Annotated in this window: 15 protein-coding genes; 5 read left to right on the forward strand and 10 right to left on the reverse strand. The window is 61.3% G+C overall.

The features are described from left to right. Nucleotides 1–15: 15 nt before the first annotated feature. Together CUJ84_RS16130 and CUJ84_RS16135 are read right to left on the reverse strand one after the other, a co-directional pair. Entirely contained in the window at nucleotides 16–699 is a 684-nt protein-coding gene (locus CUJ84_RS16130) for a tetratricopeptide repeat protein (protein ID WP_028732950.1), read from the reverse strand. Nucleotides 700–1,030: 331 nt separating this feature from the next. Continuing rightward, the gene (locus CUJ84_RS16135; RefSeq protein WP_105006942.1) at nucleotides 1,031–1,615 is read right to left on the reverse strand and encodes an NnrU family protein; all 585 of its coding nucleotides are present in this window, start codon (nucleotides 1,613–1,615) and stop codon (nucleotides 1,031–1,033) included. 121 nt (nucleotides 1,616–1,736) lie between these two features. Here CUJ84_RS16135 and CUJ84_RS16140 point away from each other — a divergent pair, with 121 nt between their 5' ends. After that, the gene (locus CUJ84_RS16140; RefSeq protein WP_105008211.1) at nucleotides 1,737–2,723 is read left to right on the forward strand and encodes a polysaccharide deacetylase; all 987 of its coding nucleotides are present in this window, start codon (nucleotides 1,737–1,739) and stop codon (nucleotides 2,721–2,723) included. 271 nt (nucleotides 2,724–2,994) lie between these two features. On the opposite strand, the gene sbmA is transcribed toward CUJ84_RS16140, so the two are convergent. After that, nucleotides 2,995–4,260 (reverse strand): peptide antibiotic transporter SbmA, encoded by a 1,266-nt coding sequence (gene sbmA / locus CUJ84_RS16145; RefSeq protein WP_017994865.1) that lies wholly within the window; start codon nucleotides 4,258–4,260, stop codon nucleotides 2,995–2,997. Nucleotides 4,261–4,384: 124 nt separating this feature from the next. Further along, nucleotides 4,385–5,569: a YbfB/YjiJ family MFS transporter gene (locus CUJ84_RS16150; protein WP_105006943.1), complete on the reverse strand. Its 1,185-nt coding sequence runs from the start codon at nucleotides 5,567–5,569 to the stop codon at nucleotides 4,385–4,387. Nucleotides 5,570–5,736: 167 nt separating this feature from the next. Here CUJ84_RS16150 and CUJ84_RS16155 point away from each other — a divergent pair, with 167 nt between their 5' ends. Then, on the forward strand, nucleotides 5,737–6,312 hold the full coding sequence (locus CUJ84_RS16155) for a PadR family transcriptional regulator (protein WP_105006944.1): 576 nt from the start codon (nucleotides 5,737–5,739) through the stop codon (nucleotides 6,310–6,312). A gap of 160 nt (nucleotides 6,313–6,472) precedes the next feature. Here CUJ84_RS16155 and map read toward each other — a convergent pair whose 3' ends face one another. The 6 genes from map to glpK all read right to left on the reverse strand — a co-directional run bounded on the left by map (nucleotide 6,473) and on the right by glpK (nucleotide 12,559). Beyond that, nucleotides 6,473–7,231 (reverse strand): type I methionyl aminopeptidase, encoded by a 759-nt coding sequence (gene map, locus CUJ84_RS16160; protein WP_012758531.1) that lies wholly within the window; start codon nucleotides 7,229–7,231, stop codon nucleotides 6,473–6,475. A 146-nt stretch (nucleotides 7,232–7,377) separates the two neighbouring features. Continuing rightward, a complete protein-coding gene (locus CUJ84_RS16165) occupies nucleotides 7,378–8,439 on the reverse strand; it encodes an LLM class flavin-dependent oxidoreductase (RefSeq protein WP_105008212.1) in 1,062 nt (353 codons plus the stop codon). Nucleotides 8,440–8,694: 255 nt separating this feature from the next. Beyond that, nucleotides 8,695–9,162, reverse strand: a complete 468-nt coding sequence (locus CUJ84_RS16170) for an SRPBCC family protein (protein WP_105006945.1) — start codon at nucleotides 9,160–9,162, stop codon at nucleotides 8,695–8,697. A 100-nt stretch (nucleotides 9,163–9,262) separates the two neighbouring features. After that, entirely contained in the window at nucleotides 9,263–10,522 is a 1,260-nt protein-coding gene (locus CUJ84_RS16175) for an RNA polymerase sigma factor (RefSeq protein WP_105006946.1), read from the reverse strand. After that, nucleotides 10,519–10,893 (reverse strand): YciI family protein, encoded by a 375-nt coding sequence (locus tag CUJ84_RS16180; protein ID WP_018243128.1) that lies wholly within the window; start codon nucleotides 10,891–10,893, stop codon nucleotides 10,519–10,521. The genes CUJ84_RS16175 and CUJ84_RS16180 overlap by 4 nt, the downstream gene beginning before the upstream one ends. 172 nt (nucleotides 10,894–11,065) lie before the next feature. Continuing rightward, entirely contained in the window at nucleotides 11,066–12,559 is a 1,494-nt protein-coding gene (gene glpK, locus CUJ84_RS16185) for a glycerol kinase GlpK (protein WP_105006947.1), read from the reverse strand. Nucleotides 12,560–12,817: 258 nt separating this feature from the next. On the opposite strand from glpK, the gene CUJ84_RS16190 reads away from it, so the two are divergent. The 3 genes from CUJ84_RS16190 (at nucleotide 12,818) to xdhB (ending at nucleotide 17,680) form a co-directional block, all read left to right on the forward strand. Continuing rightward, on the forward strand, nucleotides 12,818–13,594 hold the full coding sequence (locus CUJ84_RS16190) for a 3-hydroxybutyrate dehydrogenase (RefSeq protein ID WP_105006948.1): 777 nt from the start codon (nucleotides 12,818–12,820) through the stop codon (nucleotides 13,592–13,594). A 29-nt stretch (nucleotides 13,595–13,623) separates the two neighbouring features. Then, complete coding sequence (xdhA, locus tag CUJ84_RS16195; RefSeq protein ID WP_105006949.1) at nucleotides 13,624–15,090, forward strand: xanthine dehydrogenase small subunit; 1,467 nt, start codon at nucleotides 13,624–13,626, stop codon at nucleotides 15,088–15,090. Nucleotides 15,091–15,340: 250 nt separating this feature from the next. Continuing rightward, nucleotides 15,341–17,680 carry a xanthine dehydrogenase molybdopterin binding subunit gene (xdhB, locus tag CUJ84_RS16200; protein ID WP_105006950.1) on the forward strand — a complete coding sequence of 780 codons (2,340 nt, stop codon included), beginning with the start codon at nucleotides 15,341–15,343 and terminating at the stop codon, nucleotides 17,678–17,680. Nucleotides 17,681–17,732 lie beyond the last annotated feature (52 nt).

Consider the following 17,732-nt stretch of genomic DNA (forward strand, 5'->3'; position numbering starts at 1 on the left):
TTGTCCTTAACGCGATCAGCCCTGAGCGGCGGGCGCCTTGCCGGATGCGGTAATCAGATCAAGCATCATATGGGCGCGATTGGCAACATTGCGTGGGCTGTCGGTATCGTCGACGATCGACTGGAACCACTGCCGCGCCTGCGCCATGTTGCCGGCTTTGTAAGCGGCAAGGCCGAGTGCCTCGCGCGCCGAATGACGGAAGGCGTTCCCGGGAACGGCCATTTCCTCGATCGCGGCCGAAACCTGTTCGTAAGCACCGTTCTCGATGAGCAGCCAGCCGGCACGCATCTTGGCGGCATCGCGCACGGCGGCCGGAACGGCATTGTCCTTGCCGATCTCGTTGAAGGCGGCGATCGCCGCGGCGGTATCGCCCTTCTGCACCTGGACGGTCGCGGCCCGCATCCGCGCCAGCACCGGATAGGCGCCATGGCCTTCCTTCTCGAGCTTGTCGAGCGCGGCCAGCGCCTCGTCGTTCTTGTTCTCGTCGGCAAGCTTCATCGCCGCCAGGAACTGGTCGCCGGTGCCGGAGGAACGGTTGTCGTCCCAATACTCGTAGAGAACCTTGCCGGCTGTGCCGACGACGATCAGAATGGCGACGACGATGATATAGCGGCCGAACCGGCGCCAGACGCCCTTCATCTGGTCGGATCGCAATTCCTCATTGACTTCACGGATGAAGCTGTCGTCGTTGAATGCCATTCTCGTCTCCGGCCGCGGAAATACCCATACACCATGCAAAACGCATATTGTCGGGCCTTCTACTCCATTTTGCAGCTGTTGTAAGGGGGATGTGAAAGATTAGAGCAATTCCAGGAAAAGTGCGAAGCGGTTTTCCCAGGTAAAGCGCGAAGCGCTTTTGCCGGGAATTGCGTAGAAACAAAAGGTTAGAGCGGCTCTGAGCTTCCATGAAAAGCTGAACCGCTCTAGAGCGCCGCGCGTCCAACAGGACGCGCTAAGGACGCTCTAACACTTTGAATCCGCGTATAATCCTTTCCAAAAATCGGAATCGATTTTTGGGGTTATGCGCGGGTCAGATGACGAGCGGCGAAACGCCGATCAACCATTCGTGCAGCTTCCAGATGATCAGCGCCCAGACGACGATGCCGATGATGATGGCATAGAGGTCGTATTTGGCCGAGACGAACGGTCGGAGCGTGATCTCGCCCGCCCGCTGCCGCCGTTTCAGGGAAATGCGCAGGATGACGCCCCAGGCGAGAAAGGCGGCAAACAGCAGGACCGACGACGTCTCGCCATTGGCGAGCAGGTGCGCCAGCGCCCAGATCTTCACCGACAGCACCATCGGATGCTTGGTCTTGGTCGCGATATGCCCCGCCGGCAGCAGCGAGGCGACGAGACAGATCATCGCGATCAGCATCAGCGTGATTGTTATATGCGCCATCCAGACCGGTGGATTGTAGAGCATGCCGGTTACCTGCCGGGCCTGCCCGAAGCCGTAGATCAACAGGATCAGCGTGGCGAGGCTGGCGATCGAATAGGCCGCCCGCCAGCCCTTCTCGCCGAGGCTTGCAATCATCGAGCGGCGAAAGTCCGGCGACACCACCCGCACCAGATGCACCCCGAGGAAAAGTATGATGCCGACGATAAGCAATGTCATTGCGGATCCCTTCCGTGCCGTTTGTGTTGGCTTAGCCGGTGGCGTGAAAAAATGCCAGCGCGACCGCAGCTTCGCCGCAATTCTATCGGAGGGAAACCGCGAACAAATTGTCGCGGTGCCCATGTCTCGTTCCCTCCTCTCCGCCTGCCTTTCTGTCTCGCTCCTCGTTCCGGCAGTTGCAGAGGCGGCCGACCGGCCGAAACAGCTCGTCATCATTTCCTTCGACGGCGCCCACGACAACGCGCTCTGGCTGAAGAGCCGCGAGATGGCGGCGAAAAACAGCGCTCATTTCACTTATTTCCTTTCCTGCACCTTCCTGATGGACGAGGCGGCGAAGAAGACCTACCAGGCGCCGCACCAGAAGCGCGGAAAATCCAATGTCGGCTTCGCCCAGAGCGACGACGAGATCCGCGAGCGCCTCGGCAATATCTGGCACGCCCATCTCGAAGGCCACGATATATCGAGCCATGCCTGCGGTCATTTCGACGGCCGCCTCTGGAGCGAGGCCGACTGGTCGGCCGAATACGCAACCTTTCATGCGACTTTGAAAAACGCCTGGAAGAGCGTCGGCCTCGAGGAGCCGGCCGGCTGGCAGGATCTGGTCGATCACGGCATCAAGGGCTTTCGCGCCCCCTATCTCTCGGCGACAGCGGGCGCTGACATGATCGCCGCCGAAAAGAAGGCGGGCTTCACCTATGACGCGAGCCTCGTCACCAAAGGGCCTGCCATGCCTGTCGAGGAAGACGGCATCATCCGCTTCGGCCTGCCGCTGATCCCCGAAGGCCCGAACGAGAAGCCGATCATCGGCATGGACTACAATCTCTTCGTCCGCCATTCCAAGGGTGAGGAGGATACGGCCGATTCCGCGGAATTCGAGGATCGCGCCTATGCCGCCTTCAAGGAAGCTTTCGACAAGCAATATGCCGGCAACCGCATCCCGCTACAGCTCGGTTTCCACTTCGTCGAAATGAACGGCGGCGCCTATTGGCGCGCGCTCGACCGACTGGTCAGCGACGTCTGCCACCGGGATGACGTCGCCTGCGTCAGCTATTCGGAAGCGATCCCGATGATCGAGGACCGCGGGAAATTGCAGACGTCAGGTCTTTGATGGCGTCTAAGGAAATGCTGTAGAGACGGCAAGGTGTCTCCAGATTTCCTTGAACGAGACGGCATGCCGTGCCGCCCCCTCATCTACCTGCCGGCATCTTCTCCCCGCTGGGGAGAAGAGATTCGTTGCGACGCTGCGATTCCCCATTCTACCCACCGGAGGTCCGAAGGACGGGTCGAGACCTGTGGCTCGACCCCGCTCGGTGCCCGACAGGGCGGACGGGTGCCGCCGACGCGAACCTTCCGATCGCTCGCAGAATACCCCCGCTCCATCAGCCGTCGGCGTGAACAATACCCGCCTCACGCTCCAGATAGCGCTGGTCGATCTCAGGCAGCGGCTCGTCGTCGATTGCCGCTTCGAAGGCCTGGAGGCGTTTGTGGATGGAGAGTAGTTCGATGATCGTCGTCCAGGAACTCACGAGGTATTGGAACGAATTGCTGACCTGGCCAAAAGCGGTAGCAATCTGCTGCCATATCCCAAGCGTGATCTTATGCGCGACGAACGTCGGCACCAAAACGAAATAAAGAAATATCGCATCAAGCTGCCCGTATGAATAACGTGCAACATTGAAATAAAGATAATGAAAATACATACGGAAATAGTTTCGCCTGACATTCGAGAACAGCTCGGCGACGGTTACCGGTTGGGCTCTATCTTCATGATCTTCGCCGTAGACGAGTTCTTTGCGATAAGCCGCCTCAACACGTTGGTTGCGAAAATTCAATCCTGGCAGTTTTACGCCGACGACAGCCAGGAGGACGGTGCCTAATACCGACCAACCAAGCGCGAGCCAGACGAGGGAATTCGGAACCGCTCCAAGGATTGGAAGATCGGTTACATGGGCCGATAGCGCTGACAGGATTGGCAGGAAGACGATAAGCGTCATGACCGAGCCGATGAGGCTGACGCCGAGGCCTTCGATGATGTTTGCAAACCGCATCGTGTCTTCCTGGACACGCTGCGACGCTCCTTCGATATGACGAAGTTTCTGCCACTTCGACATGTAGAAATCGTTCATCGCCACGCGCCATCTCAACACATAGTGGTTGATGAGAAATGCAGACGCCACGGACACAATCACGCCCACCGTACCGATCTCCAAGAACTTCAAGATCAAATAATAGAAGTTCTCATTGGTGATGCCCGGTTTTCCGGCAAGTGCATTTTGAAGAAGATCAAAGAAAGGTCCTCGCCAAACATTAATTGCCACATCCATTTGAACGCCGAAATACGTAATGAAAATAATCAGCGCCGATCCCCAGACCGACCATATTTTCCAAGGATGCGCGTGGGCGAGGACGTGCCATACACCGCAGAACAAAGCGGAGCAAAGTATGAAAAATAGATAAAATAGCAAATTGGTAGGTGCGACAAAGAACGCGGCTCCGACTGGCTGTGCATCCTCCGACAGTGGAGGAAAGCCAAGATTGGTCAAAAGGCCAATGCCTGCGAAATACCAAAAGAAAACGCAGGCGAGCGTCCATGCGACCGCGGAGGTGAAAAACAGCTTCGGTCGGGGAAAAAACGAATGAAACACGGGGGGCTTTGCTTTCCTGAACTGTGAGTCTCGGGAGTGTCGTCAACACTGATTGTGCCGGAAACTAAGGCAGTTCCAAGGAAGCAGCAATGGGTTCAGCCGATTGTTACGGAGATGTAACCGGTTAAGAGATTTTCTTGATCACCGGCATCACCAGCGCTGCGCAGGCGACGAGTGCTATGGCGGCGATCACTGTCGGCACGGTGAAATTGCCACTGCGCTCGGCGATCCAGCCGGCGACAACGGGCCCGACGATCTGGCCGACGCCGAAGGCGGCTGTCATCATCGCCAGGATCCGCCGCGGACTGTCAGGCGAAAGCTTGCGGCCGATCTGCAGCCCGTAAGCGGTGATCGCCAGGAACGTCGCCCCGAACAGCGCCCCGCCGATCAGCGGTGCGACGGAAGGCGGCAGCGCCACGGTCGCAAGCACGCCGGCGGCCTCGACCAGAAGGGCTGCGACGTAGACGCCGCCAAGCCCGAGCGGCTTGACCAGCGGTTTCCAGGCAAACAGCGCCACCGCAGCCGTCAGGCCGGCGATGAACCAGCAGAGGAATTCGACGAAGGGTCCCGTTGCAGAAAGACGTGCGATGGTGACGAGGAAGGTCGCGGTGATGACGTAGCCGAAGCCGAATAGACCGTAGGACAGCGTCAGCAGCACCATCGGCCGGTTCCAGATGAGCGGCGGCTCCCTGCCCGCCTGCGCTGATTGCGCCGGCGTCGACGGCAATAGCAGGAAGACGACGACGAGGCTTGCCGCGCAATAAAGCGCTCCGCCGATCCAGTCGGCCCGCCAGCCGCCCGGCCCGTCGTGAAAGCCGAGGCCGATCAGAAACACCATGACCGAGGACAGCGCGATGCCCGCTCCCGGCCCGCCGAAATGCGCCGCCTGCACATGATCGTTACCGGCGGCAGCCCCGTGGCTGAGAACGATCGACGAGGTGAAGACCATCGCAAAGGCGCTGGCGACACCGGCCAAGAAACGAATAATGGCAAAGACGGCGACGGAATCGGTGGCGGCCATGGCGGCAAGCAGGATCGCGGTTGCCAGCAGCGACAACAGCGCCACCAGCCGCTCCCGCCCCGCCGCCCAGCCATAGGCGGCTAGCACTGCGCCGACGAGATAACCGACGAAGTTCGCCGACGCGATGAAGCCTGCATCCGCCGCCGAAAGCGGCACACCGCTGATCATACCGGGCAGGATCGGCGTGTAGGAGAAGCGCCCGAAGCCCATGGCAGCAGCCATGGCAACGGCGCCGGCAGCGGCGGTGGAGACGAGGTTCGGTGGGGAGTTTCGGGTGCGGGCGAGCATGTTCGTGTTTATCGCGCTGCAGCACCGGCATCACAATCAAGTAATTCTGATCGATCGATCAATTTCCCGAAACGTCGGAAATTTTCACCCCCTCTTGAAAACAATTATCTTACGATATATGTTTTACGACATAGTCAACGATACATCTAACGATGAAAGGAAGACCCATGAGAGGTTTTAAAGGCGGCATGTTCGGCGGAGATTTCCGTATGGGCCGCAAATTCGCGGCGGGCGACCTGCAGCTCGTCATCTTGGCCCTGCTCGCTGAGCAACCGCGCCACGGCTATGAATTGATAAAGTTGCTGGAGGAGCGGTCCGGCGGCTTCTACGTGCCGAGCCCCGGCGTCATCTATCCCGCCCTCACCTATCTCGAGGAAACCGGCCTTGCCGAGGTCGAGGTGGAGGGCGCCAAGAAGCTCTACCGCATCACCGAGGCAGGCCGCGGGCGCATCGAGGAAAACCGCGCCATGATCCTGCATACGTTCGCCAAGCTGGAACGCATCGGCGAGAAGATGGCCCATGTGAAGCGTGTCTTCGAAGCCGACCGTCACAGCGCCGACGAAGGCGATGACGGCGATTTCATGCAGGACGGTGGTGATATCCGCGCCGCCCGCATGCTGCTGCGCTCGGCCATGCGGATGCGCTATCCCTGGTCGAAACCCGAAGCCGCCCGCATCGCCGGCATCCTCGAACGCGCGGCCACCGAAATCCTGCAAGGCGGCAGGCCGGGAACGCGGGGTTAAAGAGCAAGGCTGGCCACCAAAGCTCGGTGAGTTGACGAGTGCGCTAACCTCTCCTCCCTCATTCCTGTGACAGGCACAGGAATGAGGGAGGAGAAGTGGGCGCACCCTACAAAGCGTCGTGGAGATGCAAACCTTGAAGGGCGAGGCGCTCCCTAACGCCCTACGCCCGCTCATCCGGCAAGGTCAGAATCACCGGCCCGTTGCGCGTCGCCACCACCGTGTGTTCGTATTGCACGGTCGGCGCCTTCGGATCGGCATAGAGCGTCCAGGCATCGTCGCCGCCTTCGGCCCATGTCGCGCCGAGTGAGAGAAACGGCTCGACGGTGAAGACGAGACCTTCCGTCATCATCCGCTTTTCCGAAGGGTCCGGCCAGGTCGAGAGCTCGGCCGGCTCCTCATGCAGGGAGCGGCCGACGCCGTGGCTCGCCAGATTGGCGACCAGCGTATAGCGGTTCTTCTGCGCAAAGGCGCCGACGGCTGTGCCGATCTTTGCCAGCGGCTCGCCCGATTTGACCTGGTTGAGCCCGATCCAAAGCGCCCGCTTGCCGTCGCGGCAGAGCCGCTCGATCTTCGGCTTGACCGGCGGCATGGTGAAGGAGGCGCCGGTATCGGCGAAGAAGCCATCCTTTTCCGCCGAGACGTCGATATTGATGAGATCGCCCGCGCGGATGACGCGCGGGCCGGGAATACCGTGGGCGATTTCCTCATTGATGCTGATGCAGGTGGCGCCGGGAAACTGGTAGCAGAACTCCGGCGCCGAACGCGCGCCCGAATCCTCGAGCACTTTGCGGCCGATCTGGTCGAGTTCCAGCGTCGTCATGCCGGGTTCCATTGCCGCCGCCATCACCTGTATGGCGTTGGCGCAGATGCGACCGATCTCCTTGAGCTTTACCAGTTCGTCGTCGTTTGCGATAACCATTCGTCTGTTCCGGCCTTGCGCAGGACGGCCGCGGCCGCCTCAGAGCGCCGCGCGTTCGACAGGACGCGCGAAGGACGCTCATCACGTTGAAGTGGCGCACAATCCTTTTTCGAAAATCGATTCCGATGTTCGACGTTATGCGCTCGTCAGGCCGTGGCTTTCGCCTCTTCGCCCCTTTCAGTCAATGCCTTTCTGACGATCGGCGCGACTTTCGTGCCGTAAAGCTCGATGCCGCGCATGATCTCGGCATGCGGCATCAGGCCGATCGCCATCTGCAGCAGGAAGCGGTCGTTCTTGAAGAGTGCATGATGGGCGATGATCTTTTCGGCGACCGCCTCAGGATCACCGACGAAGAGCGCGCCGTTCGGCCCACGCGACATGTCGAAATGCGCCCGGTTCGTCGGTCCCCAGCCGCGCTCACGGCCGATGCGGTTCATCACCTCGGCTTGAGGCCCGTAGAACTGGTTGGCCGCCGCCTCCGTTGTATCGGCGATGAAGCCATGGACGTTGATGCTGGTCTTCAGCTTCGCCTGATCCTGCCCTGCCCGGCGCGCCGCCTCGCGGTAGAGATCGAAGAGCGGCGCAAAACGACGCGGCTCACCGCCGATGATCGCCAGCGCGACCGGCAGGCCCAGCGCGCCAGCGCGCGCCACCGACTGCGGCGTGCCGCCAACGGCAACCCAGAGCGGCAGCGGATCCTGCAGCGGCCTGGGATAGACGCCGCGCCCGTTGATCGGCGCGCGAAGCTCACCCTTCCATTCCACAACCTCGCCGTCGCGCAGCGCCAGCAGCAGATCGAGCTTCTCCTCGAAAAGCTGGTCGTAGTCTTCGAGATTATAGCCGAACAGCGGGAAGGACTCGATGAAGGAGCCGCGGCCCGCCATGATCTCGGCCCGGCCGTTGGAGATCAGGTCGAGCGTCGAAAACTGCTGGAAGACGCGCACCGGATCGTCGGACGAGAGCACGGTGACCGCACTGGTCAGCCGGATATTCCTCGTCTTGACGGCGGCCGCGGCCAAGACGACCGCCGGAGCAGACGCTGCATAGTCCGGCCGGTGATGCTCGCCGAGCCCGAAGACGTCGAGCCCCACCTGATCGGCAAGCTCGATTTCCTCGATAAGATGCTTCAGCCGCTCCGCCCCTTCCGCGCCCTTGCTGCGGGAGGGGTTGGGATTGACGTCGGCGAATGTGTAAAGCCCCAGTTCCATCATCGGCATCCTGTTGAATTCTCGGCTGAGATAAGGATGCCGGGGATAGAGCGCAAATACAAATTCTGGAACGGACTGTTCGAGAATTTCGATGGGCGACATGATGTCTTTGGGAATCTGGAAGATCGATCGGCGACCAATTCGAATCTGAATTCAACGACTTCGAAGCGCCGGCGGAATCATCTTTCGAACCGCCTTAGACGATGCTTCAACTGCCAGGACGACGCGGTCTCGCCGCGCCGCCTCGCCCCCCGCTCACATCTTCGCCAGCAGCTCCGCCAGTTGGTCCGCAGCCTTGCCCCATCCTTCGTGGAAACCCATCTTCTCGTGTGCTTCCTTGTCCTCGGCGCGCCAGTGCAGCGCCTTGGCCGTATATTTCGTGCGACCGTTGCCGAGATCTTCGAGCAGGATGACGCCTGTGAAGAAAGGTTTCTCGGAAGGCACCCAGGCGCTGGTATAGGCATCGGTGAAGACGATCTTCTCGTTCTCGATGATCTCGAGATAGACGCCGCGGTTTGGGTACTGATTGCCCTCGGGGTCATGCATGACGATGACGCTGGAACCGCCGGAGCGGACGTCGAGCGTCGCTTCCGTCACACCCCAGGGACGCGGCACGAACCATTGCTTCATCAGATCAGGATCGGTCCATGCTTTGTAGATCTTCTCGCGCGGCGCATCGAATTCGCGAACGAGGACGAGTTCATGTTGCGTGCTGGCGGTCATGTCGACATCTCTCCATTTGAATGAAACCTGTTTCCTGTCAGGTTGTTACAAGGACGTGTCGAAGTTCGCCGTTCCGACAGCCCGCCGGCTTCTTCGCATTTTATTTTGCGATCGGCTGCGTGGCATCTTCCTGCATCTTGTCGATCTGCCGGCGGATATGGGCTGCCTCTGCCGCCGAATGGGCCAGTGCAATGGCGCGGTCGAAGGCTTCGCGCGCTTGGCTGGTCAAGCCAAGCTGCTTCAGCAATCCGCCCCGCAGGCCGTGATAGTAGAAATAGCCGCCGAGTTTTTCGCCAAGCGGATCGATGAGGTCGAGCGCATCCTGCGCACCCTGGAGCTTGGAGACGACGACGGCCCGGTTGAGCGTTACGACAGGCGACGGCTGGAGACGCTCCAGCGCGCGATAGAGCAGATCGATCTCCACCCAGTCTGTATCTTCAGCGCGTTTTGCGCGGGAGTGAACAGCGGCGATGGCTGCCTGAATCTGATAAGGAGCGGGCTGACGATGGCGTAGCGCCTTGTCGAGTAGCGCTAAGGCCTCGTTGACGAAGGGCCGGTTCCAGAGCGACCGGTCCTGATCTTCGAGCAGCACGATCTCGTCTCCGGCGTTGAAGCGCGCCGGCCGGCGCGAGATCTGCAGGAGCATGAGCGCAAGCAGCCCCATCAGCTCCGGTTCGGATGGGAAGATATGCAGCATCAATCGCGCCAGCCGGATCGCTTCGTCGCTGAAGGCAGCCGCCTCATGCCTGGGATCGGCCTGGCTGTAGCCCTCGTTGAAGATCAGGTAGATCATCGTGCTGACGATCGAGAGCCGTTCGGCCCTCTCCTGCGGGCTCGGCGTTTCGAAAGGCACGCCGGCCTTGGCGACGCGCGCCTTGGCCCGGGTAATGCGCTGTTCCATGGCGCTCTCGGAAACCAGGAAGGCGCGCGCGATCTGCGGCACCGAAAGGCCGGAGACGATGCGCAGCGCCAGCGCGATCTGCTGGGTCGCGGGTAGATCGGGATGGCAGCAGATGAACAGCAGCCGCAGAATATCGTCGCGATAGTTGGAATCGTCCAGCCGCTCGACGATATCGCTTTCGGCATCCTCGGTATCGGAAATGACGTCCTCATCCGGCAGAGCCTGGATCTTCGCCCGTTTGCGCACCGAATCGATGCCGCTGTTGCGACCGACGAAGATAAGCCAGGCTGTGGGATCGCGCGGTGGCCCTTTCTCCGGCCATGTCCGGATCGCCCTCAGACACGCCTCCTGAAACGCCTCTTCCGCGGTATCGAGATTGCGGAAATAGCGCAGCAGGGCGCCGAGCGCCTTCGGGCGGGCCGATGCAAGCGCGAGGTCGATCCAGGCAATGTCTGTCATGATGAAGCATCTCCGGGCCTGAAGACGTAGAAAGGCCGAATTTCGTAAGAGGTGGAACCTGGATTGACGGATGAAAGCTGCTTCGAGAAGCCGATCGCCTCGTCGAGCGTTTCAAAGTCGACGACGTAGAAGCCGAGAAGCGCCTCTTTCGTTTCCGCAAAAGGCCCATCGATGACCAAGGGCTCGTCCTTGCCCTTGCGCACCGTGGTCGCAGCCGTCGTCGGCATCAGTCGTCCGACGGGGCCGAGTTTGCCGGATGCGGCAAGCGGCTCCTGCACGGCGTAGAGTTTCTCCATGACGGCAGCTTCTTCCTCCTTGGTCCAGGCGAAGACGGTTTCCTCATGGGCGTAACAAAGGATTGCATAAAGCATCGCTCACTCCTCTTTTTGAATGACGAAGGAGTAACCGCTTACCCGACAGGCCGCATCAAAAAATTATTGACGGGAATTCGTGATCTTTCGAAGCAACGGCGACACCGTGGCTGCAGAAATTGCCGGGCATCTCCCGGGACAAGCGGAGCTATGGTACGGCGCTGATCACCCCTCAGCCTTCGCTCAAGGTCCGCCTGACCGCATTCTTCCAACCCTTGAGTTTTGCCGCCCGCACCTTCTCGTCCATGTCTGGTTCGAACCGCCGATCCCGTTTCCAGGTCGCCGAAAAACCGTCCCGGTCCGGCCACACCCCTGCCCGACTGCCGGCGAGCCAGGCAGCCCCCAGCGCCGTCGTCTCCAGGATCACCGGGCGATCGACCGGGGCGTCAAGCAGATCGGCAAGACGCTGCATCGTCCAGTCGGAGGCGACCATGCCGCCGTCGACGCGCAGGACGGTGTCGTCGGCGCCGTTCTTCCAGTCTTTCTGCATGGCATCGAGCAGGTCGCGGGTCTGATAGCAGACGGCCTCCAGCGCCGCCCGGGAGAGTTCGGCGGGGCCGCTGTTGCGCGTCAACCCGAAGATCGCGCCGCGCGCCTTGGCATCCCAGTGCGGCGCGCCGAGGCCGGTGAAGGCTGGCACGAGATAAACCTCCTGGGTCGGATCGGCCCTTTCGGCAAGCGCATTGGTCTCCGCCGCGCTGCCGATGATGCCGAGCCCGTCCCGCAGCCACTGCACGGCCGCACCCGCGATGAAGATCGAACCCTCCAGCGCATAGGTCGTCTCGCCGTTCAGGCGATAGGCGATGGTAGTCAGTAGCCGATTTTTGGAGCGCACCATGTCGGCGCCGGTGTTGAGCAGTGCGAAACAGCCAGTGCCGTAGGTCGATTTCATCATGCCCGGCGCAAAACACGCCTGGCCAATGGTCGCCGCCTGCTGGTCGCCGGCAACGCCGAGGATGGGGATGGCAGCACCGAAGATATCAAGATCGACCGTGCCGAAATCCGCGGCGCAATCCTTGACCTCCGGGAGCATTGCGGTAGGGACCCTCAGAATATCGAGCAGATCCTCGTCCCACGCGTTTTCGGCGATGTTGTACATCAGCGTGCGCGAGGCATTGGTGGCATCGGTGACGAAGCTCTTCCCTCCCGTCAGCCGCCAGATCAGGAAGGTGTCGATCGTGCCGAAGCAGAGATCGCCCCTGGCAGCACGCGCCCGGGCGCCCTTCACGTTTGCAAGCATCCAGGAAAGTTTGGTGCCGGAAAAATAGGGATCGAGGATCAGGCCGGTCTTCTTCGTGAACAGCCGCTCGAGATCCTGCCTTTTCAGATTGTCGCAATAGCTTGCCGTGCGCCGGTCCTGCCAGACGATGGCATTCTGGATCGGGCGGCCCGTCTCGCGCTCCCAGACGACAACGGTCTCGCGCTGATTGGTGATGCCGAGTGCAGCAAGATCCCTAGCCTCGATCCCGGCATCGCGCAGCGCCATGTGGACGGTGGAGACGACCGAATCCCAGATCTCCTCGGGATCGTGCTCGACCCAGCCGGAGCGCGGATAGATCTGGGTGAATTCCTTCTGACCCTTGCCGGCGACATGCATGTCGCCATCGAAGACGATTGCCCGTGTCGACGTCGTTCCCTGATCGATCGCCAGAACATATCCACTCATGAAAACCCTCCCGCTAGAGCAATTCCAGCAAAAGTGCGCAGCGGTTTTGCGTCCGGAATTGCGTGAACAAAGACATAGAGCATTTCCGTGATTCGGAGAAAAACGGAAATGCTCTTGCATGTCGATTATCGTGACAAATCAATAGGACACGGATGCGGGTGAGAAAAGCGAATAAAGCGGAATTGCCAGCCCGACGGCTTTGGGCATAACCTCGCAGCTAACGCTGCAACGCAGCATCGCCATTTCAGGGAGAACAGCATGAGCAGAACAGTCGTCGTCACCGGTTCCACCAGCGGCATCGGCCTTGCGATCGCCACTGCCTTCGCAGAAACGGGCGACAACATCGTCATCAACGGCTTCGGAAAGGCCGATGAAATCAAGGCGATCGTCGAGCGGCTTGAATCATTGTCCAAAGGCCGGGCGCTCTATCATCCGGCCGACATGACCAAGCCCGCCGAGATCGCCGACCTGATCGAAACGGCGGCCAAGACCTTCGGCGGCGTCGATGTCCTGGTCAACAATGCCGGCATCCAGCATGTCGAGAAGATCGAGGATTTCCCGATCGAGAAATGGGATCAGATCATTGCGATCAATCTGTCGAGCTCCTTTCATACCATGCGCGCCGCGATCCCGCTGATGAAGGCGAAGAAGTACGGCCGCATCATCAATATCGCCTCGGCCCACGGGCTCGTCGCCTCACCCTTCAAATCCGCCTATGTCGCGGCAAAACATGGTATATTAGGCCTGACGAAGACGGCAGCGCTGGAACTTGCCGAATTCGGCGTGACCGTGAACGCCATCTGCCCCGGCTACGTGCTGACGCCGCTCGTCGAGAAGCAGATACCGGATACCGCCAAGGCCCGCGGCATGACCGAGGAACAGGTAAAGAGCGAGGTCATCCTCAAGGCGCAGCCGACGCATGAATTCGTCAAGGCCGAGGAAATCGGCGCATTGTCGCTCTATCTCGCCAGCGATGCCGCCCGGCAAGTGACCGGAACGCACATCTCGATTGACGGTGGCTGGACGGCGGCTTAACCATTTGCAAAAACAACAACAGGAACATCATGAACGACAGCATCCGCTTCATCCTGAATGGCGAGGACATCACGCTTACCGATGTCAGGCCAACCGAGACGCTTCTCGATTTTCTGCGGTTGAAGCGGCGGCTGACGGGCACCAAGGAGGGATGCGCGGAAGGCGATTGCGGCGCCTGCACCGTGCTCGTCGGCCGGCTGGCCGATGGCAAGCTCGCCTATGAATCCGTCAATGCCTGCATCCGTTTCATGGGCTCGCTGCACGCCACCCATGTGGTAACGGTCGAGCATCTGGCCGGCAGGGACGGCGCGCTGCATCCCGTCCAGCAGGCACTGGTCGATTGCCACGGCTCGCAATGCGGCTTCTGTACCCCGGGCTTCGTCATGTCGCTTTACGGTCTCTGGCTCGCCAAGGAAAAGCCGAGCCGCCAGGAAATCGAAAAGGCGCTGCAAGGCAATCTCTGTCGCTGCACGGGCTACGAGCCGATCGTCAAGGCCGCCGAGCAGGTGAGCCTGATGCGGCCGAGCACACTCTTCGACCCGCTGGAACGGACGCGCTCGGAAATCGTCGCGCGGCTTTGGGCAATACAGGCGAGCGGCACGATCAGGATTGCGAATGGCGAAGACCGGCTGATCGTGCCGGCTTCTGTCCGGGCGCTGGCCGAGGTCCTTTCGCAGGAACCCGACGCGATTATCGTCGCCGGCGCGACCGATGTCGGCCTCTGGGTGACGAAGCAGATGCGCAAGCTGAGCCCGGTGGTTTTTATCAACCACCTCAGCGAATTGCAGTCGGTCACGGAAGGCGAGGACGGCATCGCCATCGGCGCCGGCGTCAGCTATACCAAGGCCTTCGAGGCGATCTCCAAGAAAATTCCGGCGCTCGGCCGGCTGATCGATCGCATCGGCGGCGAGCAGGTGCGCAACATGGGCACGATCGGCGGCAACATCGCCAACGGCTCGCCGATCGGCGACAGCCCGCCACCGCTGATCGCGCTCGGCGCGACGCTGACGCTGCGGTCCCTGCAAGGCCAGCGCAGAATGCCGCTCGAGGATTTCTTCATCGCCTATGGCAAGCAGGACCGGAAGCCCGGCGAATTTGTCGAAAGCGTCTTCGTGCCCTACCCGGCAGCAGCCAACCGCTTTGCCGCCTACAAGATCACCAAGCGCCGCGACGAGGACATCACTGCCGTGCTCGGCGCTTTCCTGCTGACGCTCGACGAGGCCGAAATGATCACCGACATCCGTATCGCCTTCGGCGGCATGGCTGCGACGCCGAAACGCGCCCGCACGGTGGAGGCCGCGCTGATCGGCAAACCATGGACGGAAGCGACGATCGACGCAGCCCGCCCCGCCTTCGACGCCGATTTCCAGCCGCTGACCGACTGGCGCGCGACGGCGGAATACCGCCAGCTGACGGCGAAGAACCTGCTGACGCGGTTCTATCTTGAGACCGTCGGTGCGCCGGCCGAACTGAAGCGGTTCGAGGAGGTGGCGTGATGGTTTGTTTCGCGAATTGGCCTCCCGCAGTCACCACTTTGCCCCTCACCCTAACCCTCTGCCCGCTTGCGGGGAGAGGGGACGTGCCCTGCGAGAGGTGGCGAGGAACGAAGACGGCGCGGCATGTCCCTTCTCCCCGCAAGCGGGAGTCCGAAGGACGGGTCGAGACCGGTGGCTCGACCCCGGTTGGTGGCGGCAGCCGGATGAGGGGCCGCGCAGAAAACCGTGCTGACCGTGGAGGGCTCATCTGATGGACAAATCCACCTTCGAAGACCGCAAGGCCATCATCGCAGGCCCGATGCACGGCTCGCTGCGGCATGATTCAGCGCATAAGCATGTCACCGGAACCGCCGATTATATCGACGATATTCCCGAACCCGCGGGCCTGCTGCACGGCGCCCTCGGCCTCTCCGACCGGGCACATGCCGAAATCACCGCTATCGATCTTTCCGCGGTCGCTGCCTATCCCGGCGTCGTCTGGGTCTTCACCGGCAAGGATGTCCCTGGCGTCAACGACGTCAGCTCCAACGGCAGCCATGACGAGCCGCTGCTGGCCGAAACATTAGTTGAGTTCCACGGCCAGCCGATCTTTGCCGTCATCGCCGAAACGCGTGATGTGGCCCGCCGTGCCGCGCGGCTGGCAAAGATCGACTATCGCGACCTGCCGCATTGGAGCGATATCGACGGCGCTCTCGCCAATGGCAGCCCGCTCGTCATCACCCCGATGACACTGCGGCGCGGCGAGCCGGAAACGGAAATGACGAATGCAGCCATGCGTCTGAAAGGTCAGATGCGCATCGGCGGACAGGAGCATTTCTACCTCGAAGGCCATATTGCCGTGGCCATCCCCGGCGAGGACGACGAGGTCACCGTCTGGTCCTCGACGCAGCATCCAAGCGAGATCCAGCACATCGTCGGCCACGTGCTCGATATCCCCTCGAACGCGGTGACCGTCAACGTGCGCCGCATGGGCGGCGGCTTCGGCGGCAAGGAGACGCAGGGCAATCAGTTCGCAGCGCTTGCGGCGATTGCCGCCAAGAAACTCGGCCGCGCGATCAAATTCCGCCCGGACCGCGACGAGGATATGAGCGCCACCGGCAAACGTCACGATTTCCTCGTCGATTACGAGGTGGGCTTCGATGCCGAAGGCCGCGTCCACGCGGTCGACGCGACCTATGCGGCACGCTGCGGCTTCTCCTCCGACCTCTCAGGACCGGTGACCGACCGTGCCCTCTTCCATGCCGATTCCAGTTATTTCTATCCGCATGTGCATCTGACTTCGAAGCCGCTGAAGACGCACACCGTCTCCAATACCGCCTTCCGCGGTTTCGGCGGGCCGCAGGGCATGCTCGGCGCCGAGCGCTTCATCGAGGAGATCGCCTATGCCCTCGGCAAGGATCCGCTCGATGTCCGCAAGCTGAATTTCTACGGCCAGCCGGGCTCCGAACGCACACTCACCCCCTACCATCAGGAGGTCGAGGACAATATCATCGCCCGCATCGTCGAGGAGCTGGAGGAAACGTCCGAATACCAGGCACGGCGCAACGCCATCATCGCCTTCAACCGCGACAGCCGCTATATAAGAAAGGGCATCGCGCTGACGCCGGTGAAATTCGGCATCTCCTTCACCATGACCGCCTTCAACCAGGCCGGCGCCCTCGTCCATATCTACCAAGACGGCTCGATCCACCTGAACCATGGCGGCACCGAAATGGGCCAGGGCCTCTACACCAAGGTGGCGCAGGTGCTGGCTGACAGCTTCCAGGTCGATATCGACAGGGTGAAAATCACCGCGACGACGACGGCCAAAGTGCCGAACACCTCGGCCACTGCCGCCTCCTCCGGCTCGGACTTGAACGGCATGGCCGCCTATGACGCCGCCCGCCAGATCAAGGAACGGCTGGTCGCCTTCGCCGCCGAGAAATGGGATGTTGGGCCCGCCGACGTCGTCTTCCTGCCGAACCGCGTGCGCGTCGGCGAGATCGAAATCCCCTTCCCCGATTTCATCAAGCAGGCCTATTTCGCCCGCGTCCAGCTGTCCGCCGCCGGCTTCTACAAGACGCCGAAGATCCACTGGGACCGCAAGGCCGGCCGCGGCACGCCCTTCTATTATTTCGCCTATGGCGCCTCCTGCACCGAAGTGTCGATCGACACGCTGACCGGCGAATATCTGATCGACCGCACCGACATCCTCCACGATGTCGGTCGCTCGCTGAATCCGGCGATCGATATGGGTCAGGTCGAAGGTGCCTTCGTGCAGGGCCTGGGCTGGCTGACGACGGAAGAACTCTGGTGGGACGACAAGGGCCGGCTGCGCACCCATGCCCCCTCGACCTACAAGATCCCACTCGCGTCCGACCGCCCGAAGATCTTCAACGTGCGCCTAGCCGAATGGTCCGAGAACGCTGAGGCCACCATCGGCCGCTCCAAGGCCGTCGGCGAACCACCCTTCATGCTGGCGATCTCGGTGCTGGAGGCACTGTCGATGGCGGTAGCAAGTGTCGCGGATTATCGGGTCTGCCCGAGGCTCGACGCACCGGCGACGCCGGAACGGGTGCTGATGGCGGTCGAGCGGATGAAGCGGGTGTAGGAAGATGGGCGCGCGTCAGGCTCGTTTGCTGTCCTCGGCGGCGAACCCATCG

This window comes from Rhizobium leguminosarum (genome assembly GCF_002953715.1).
Lineage (GTDB): Bacteria > Pseudomonadota > Alphaproteobacteria > Rhizobiales > Rhizobiaceae > Rhizobium > Rhizobium leguminosarum_V.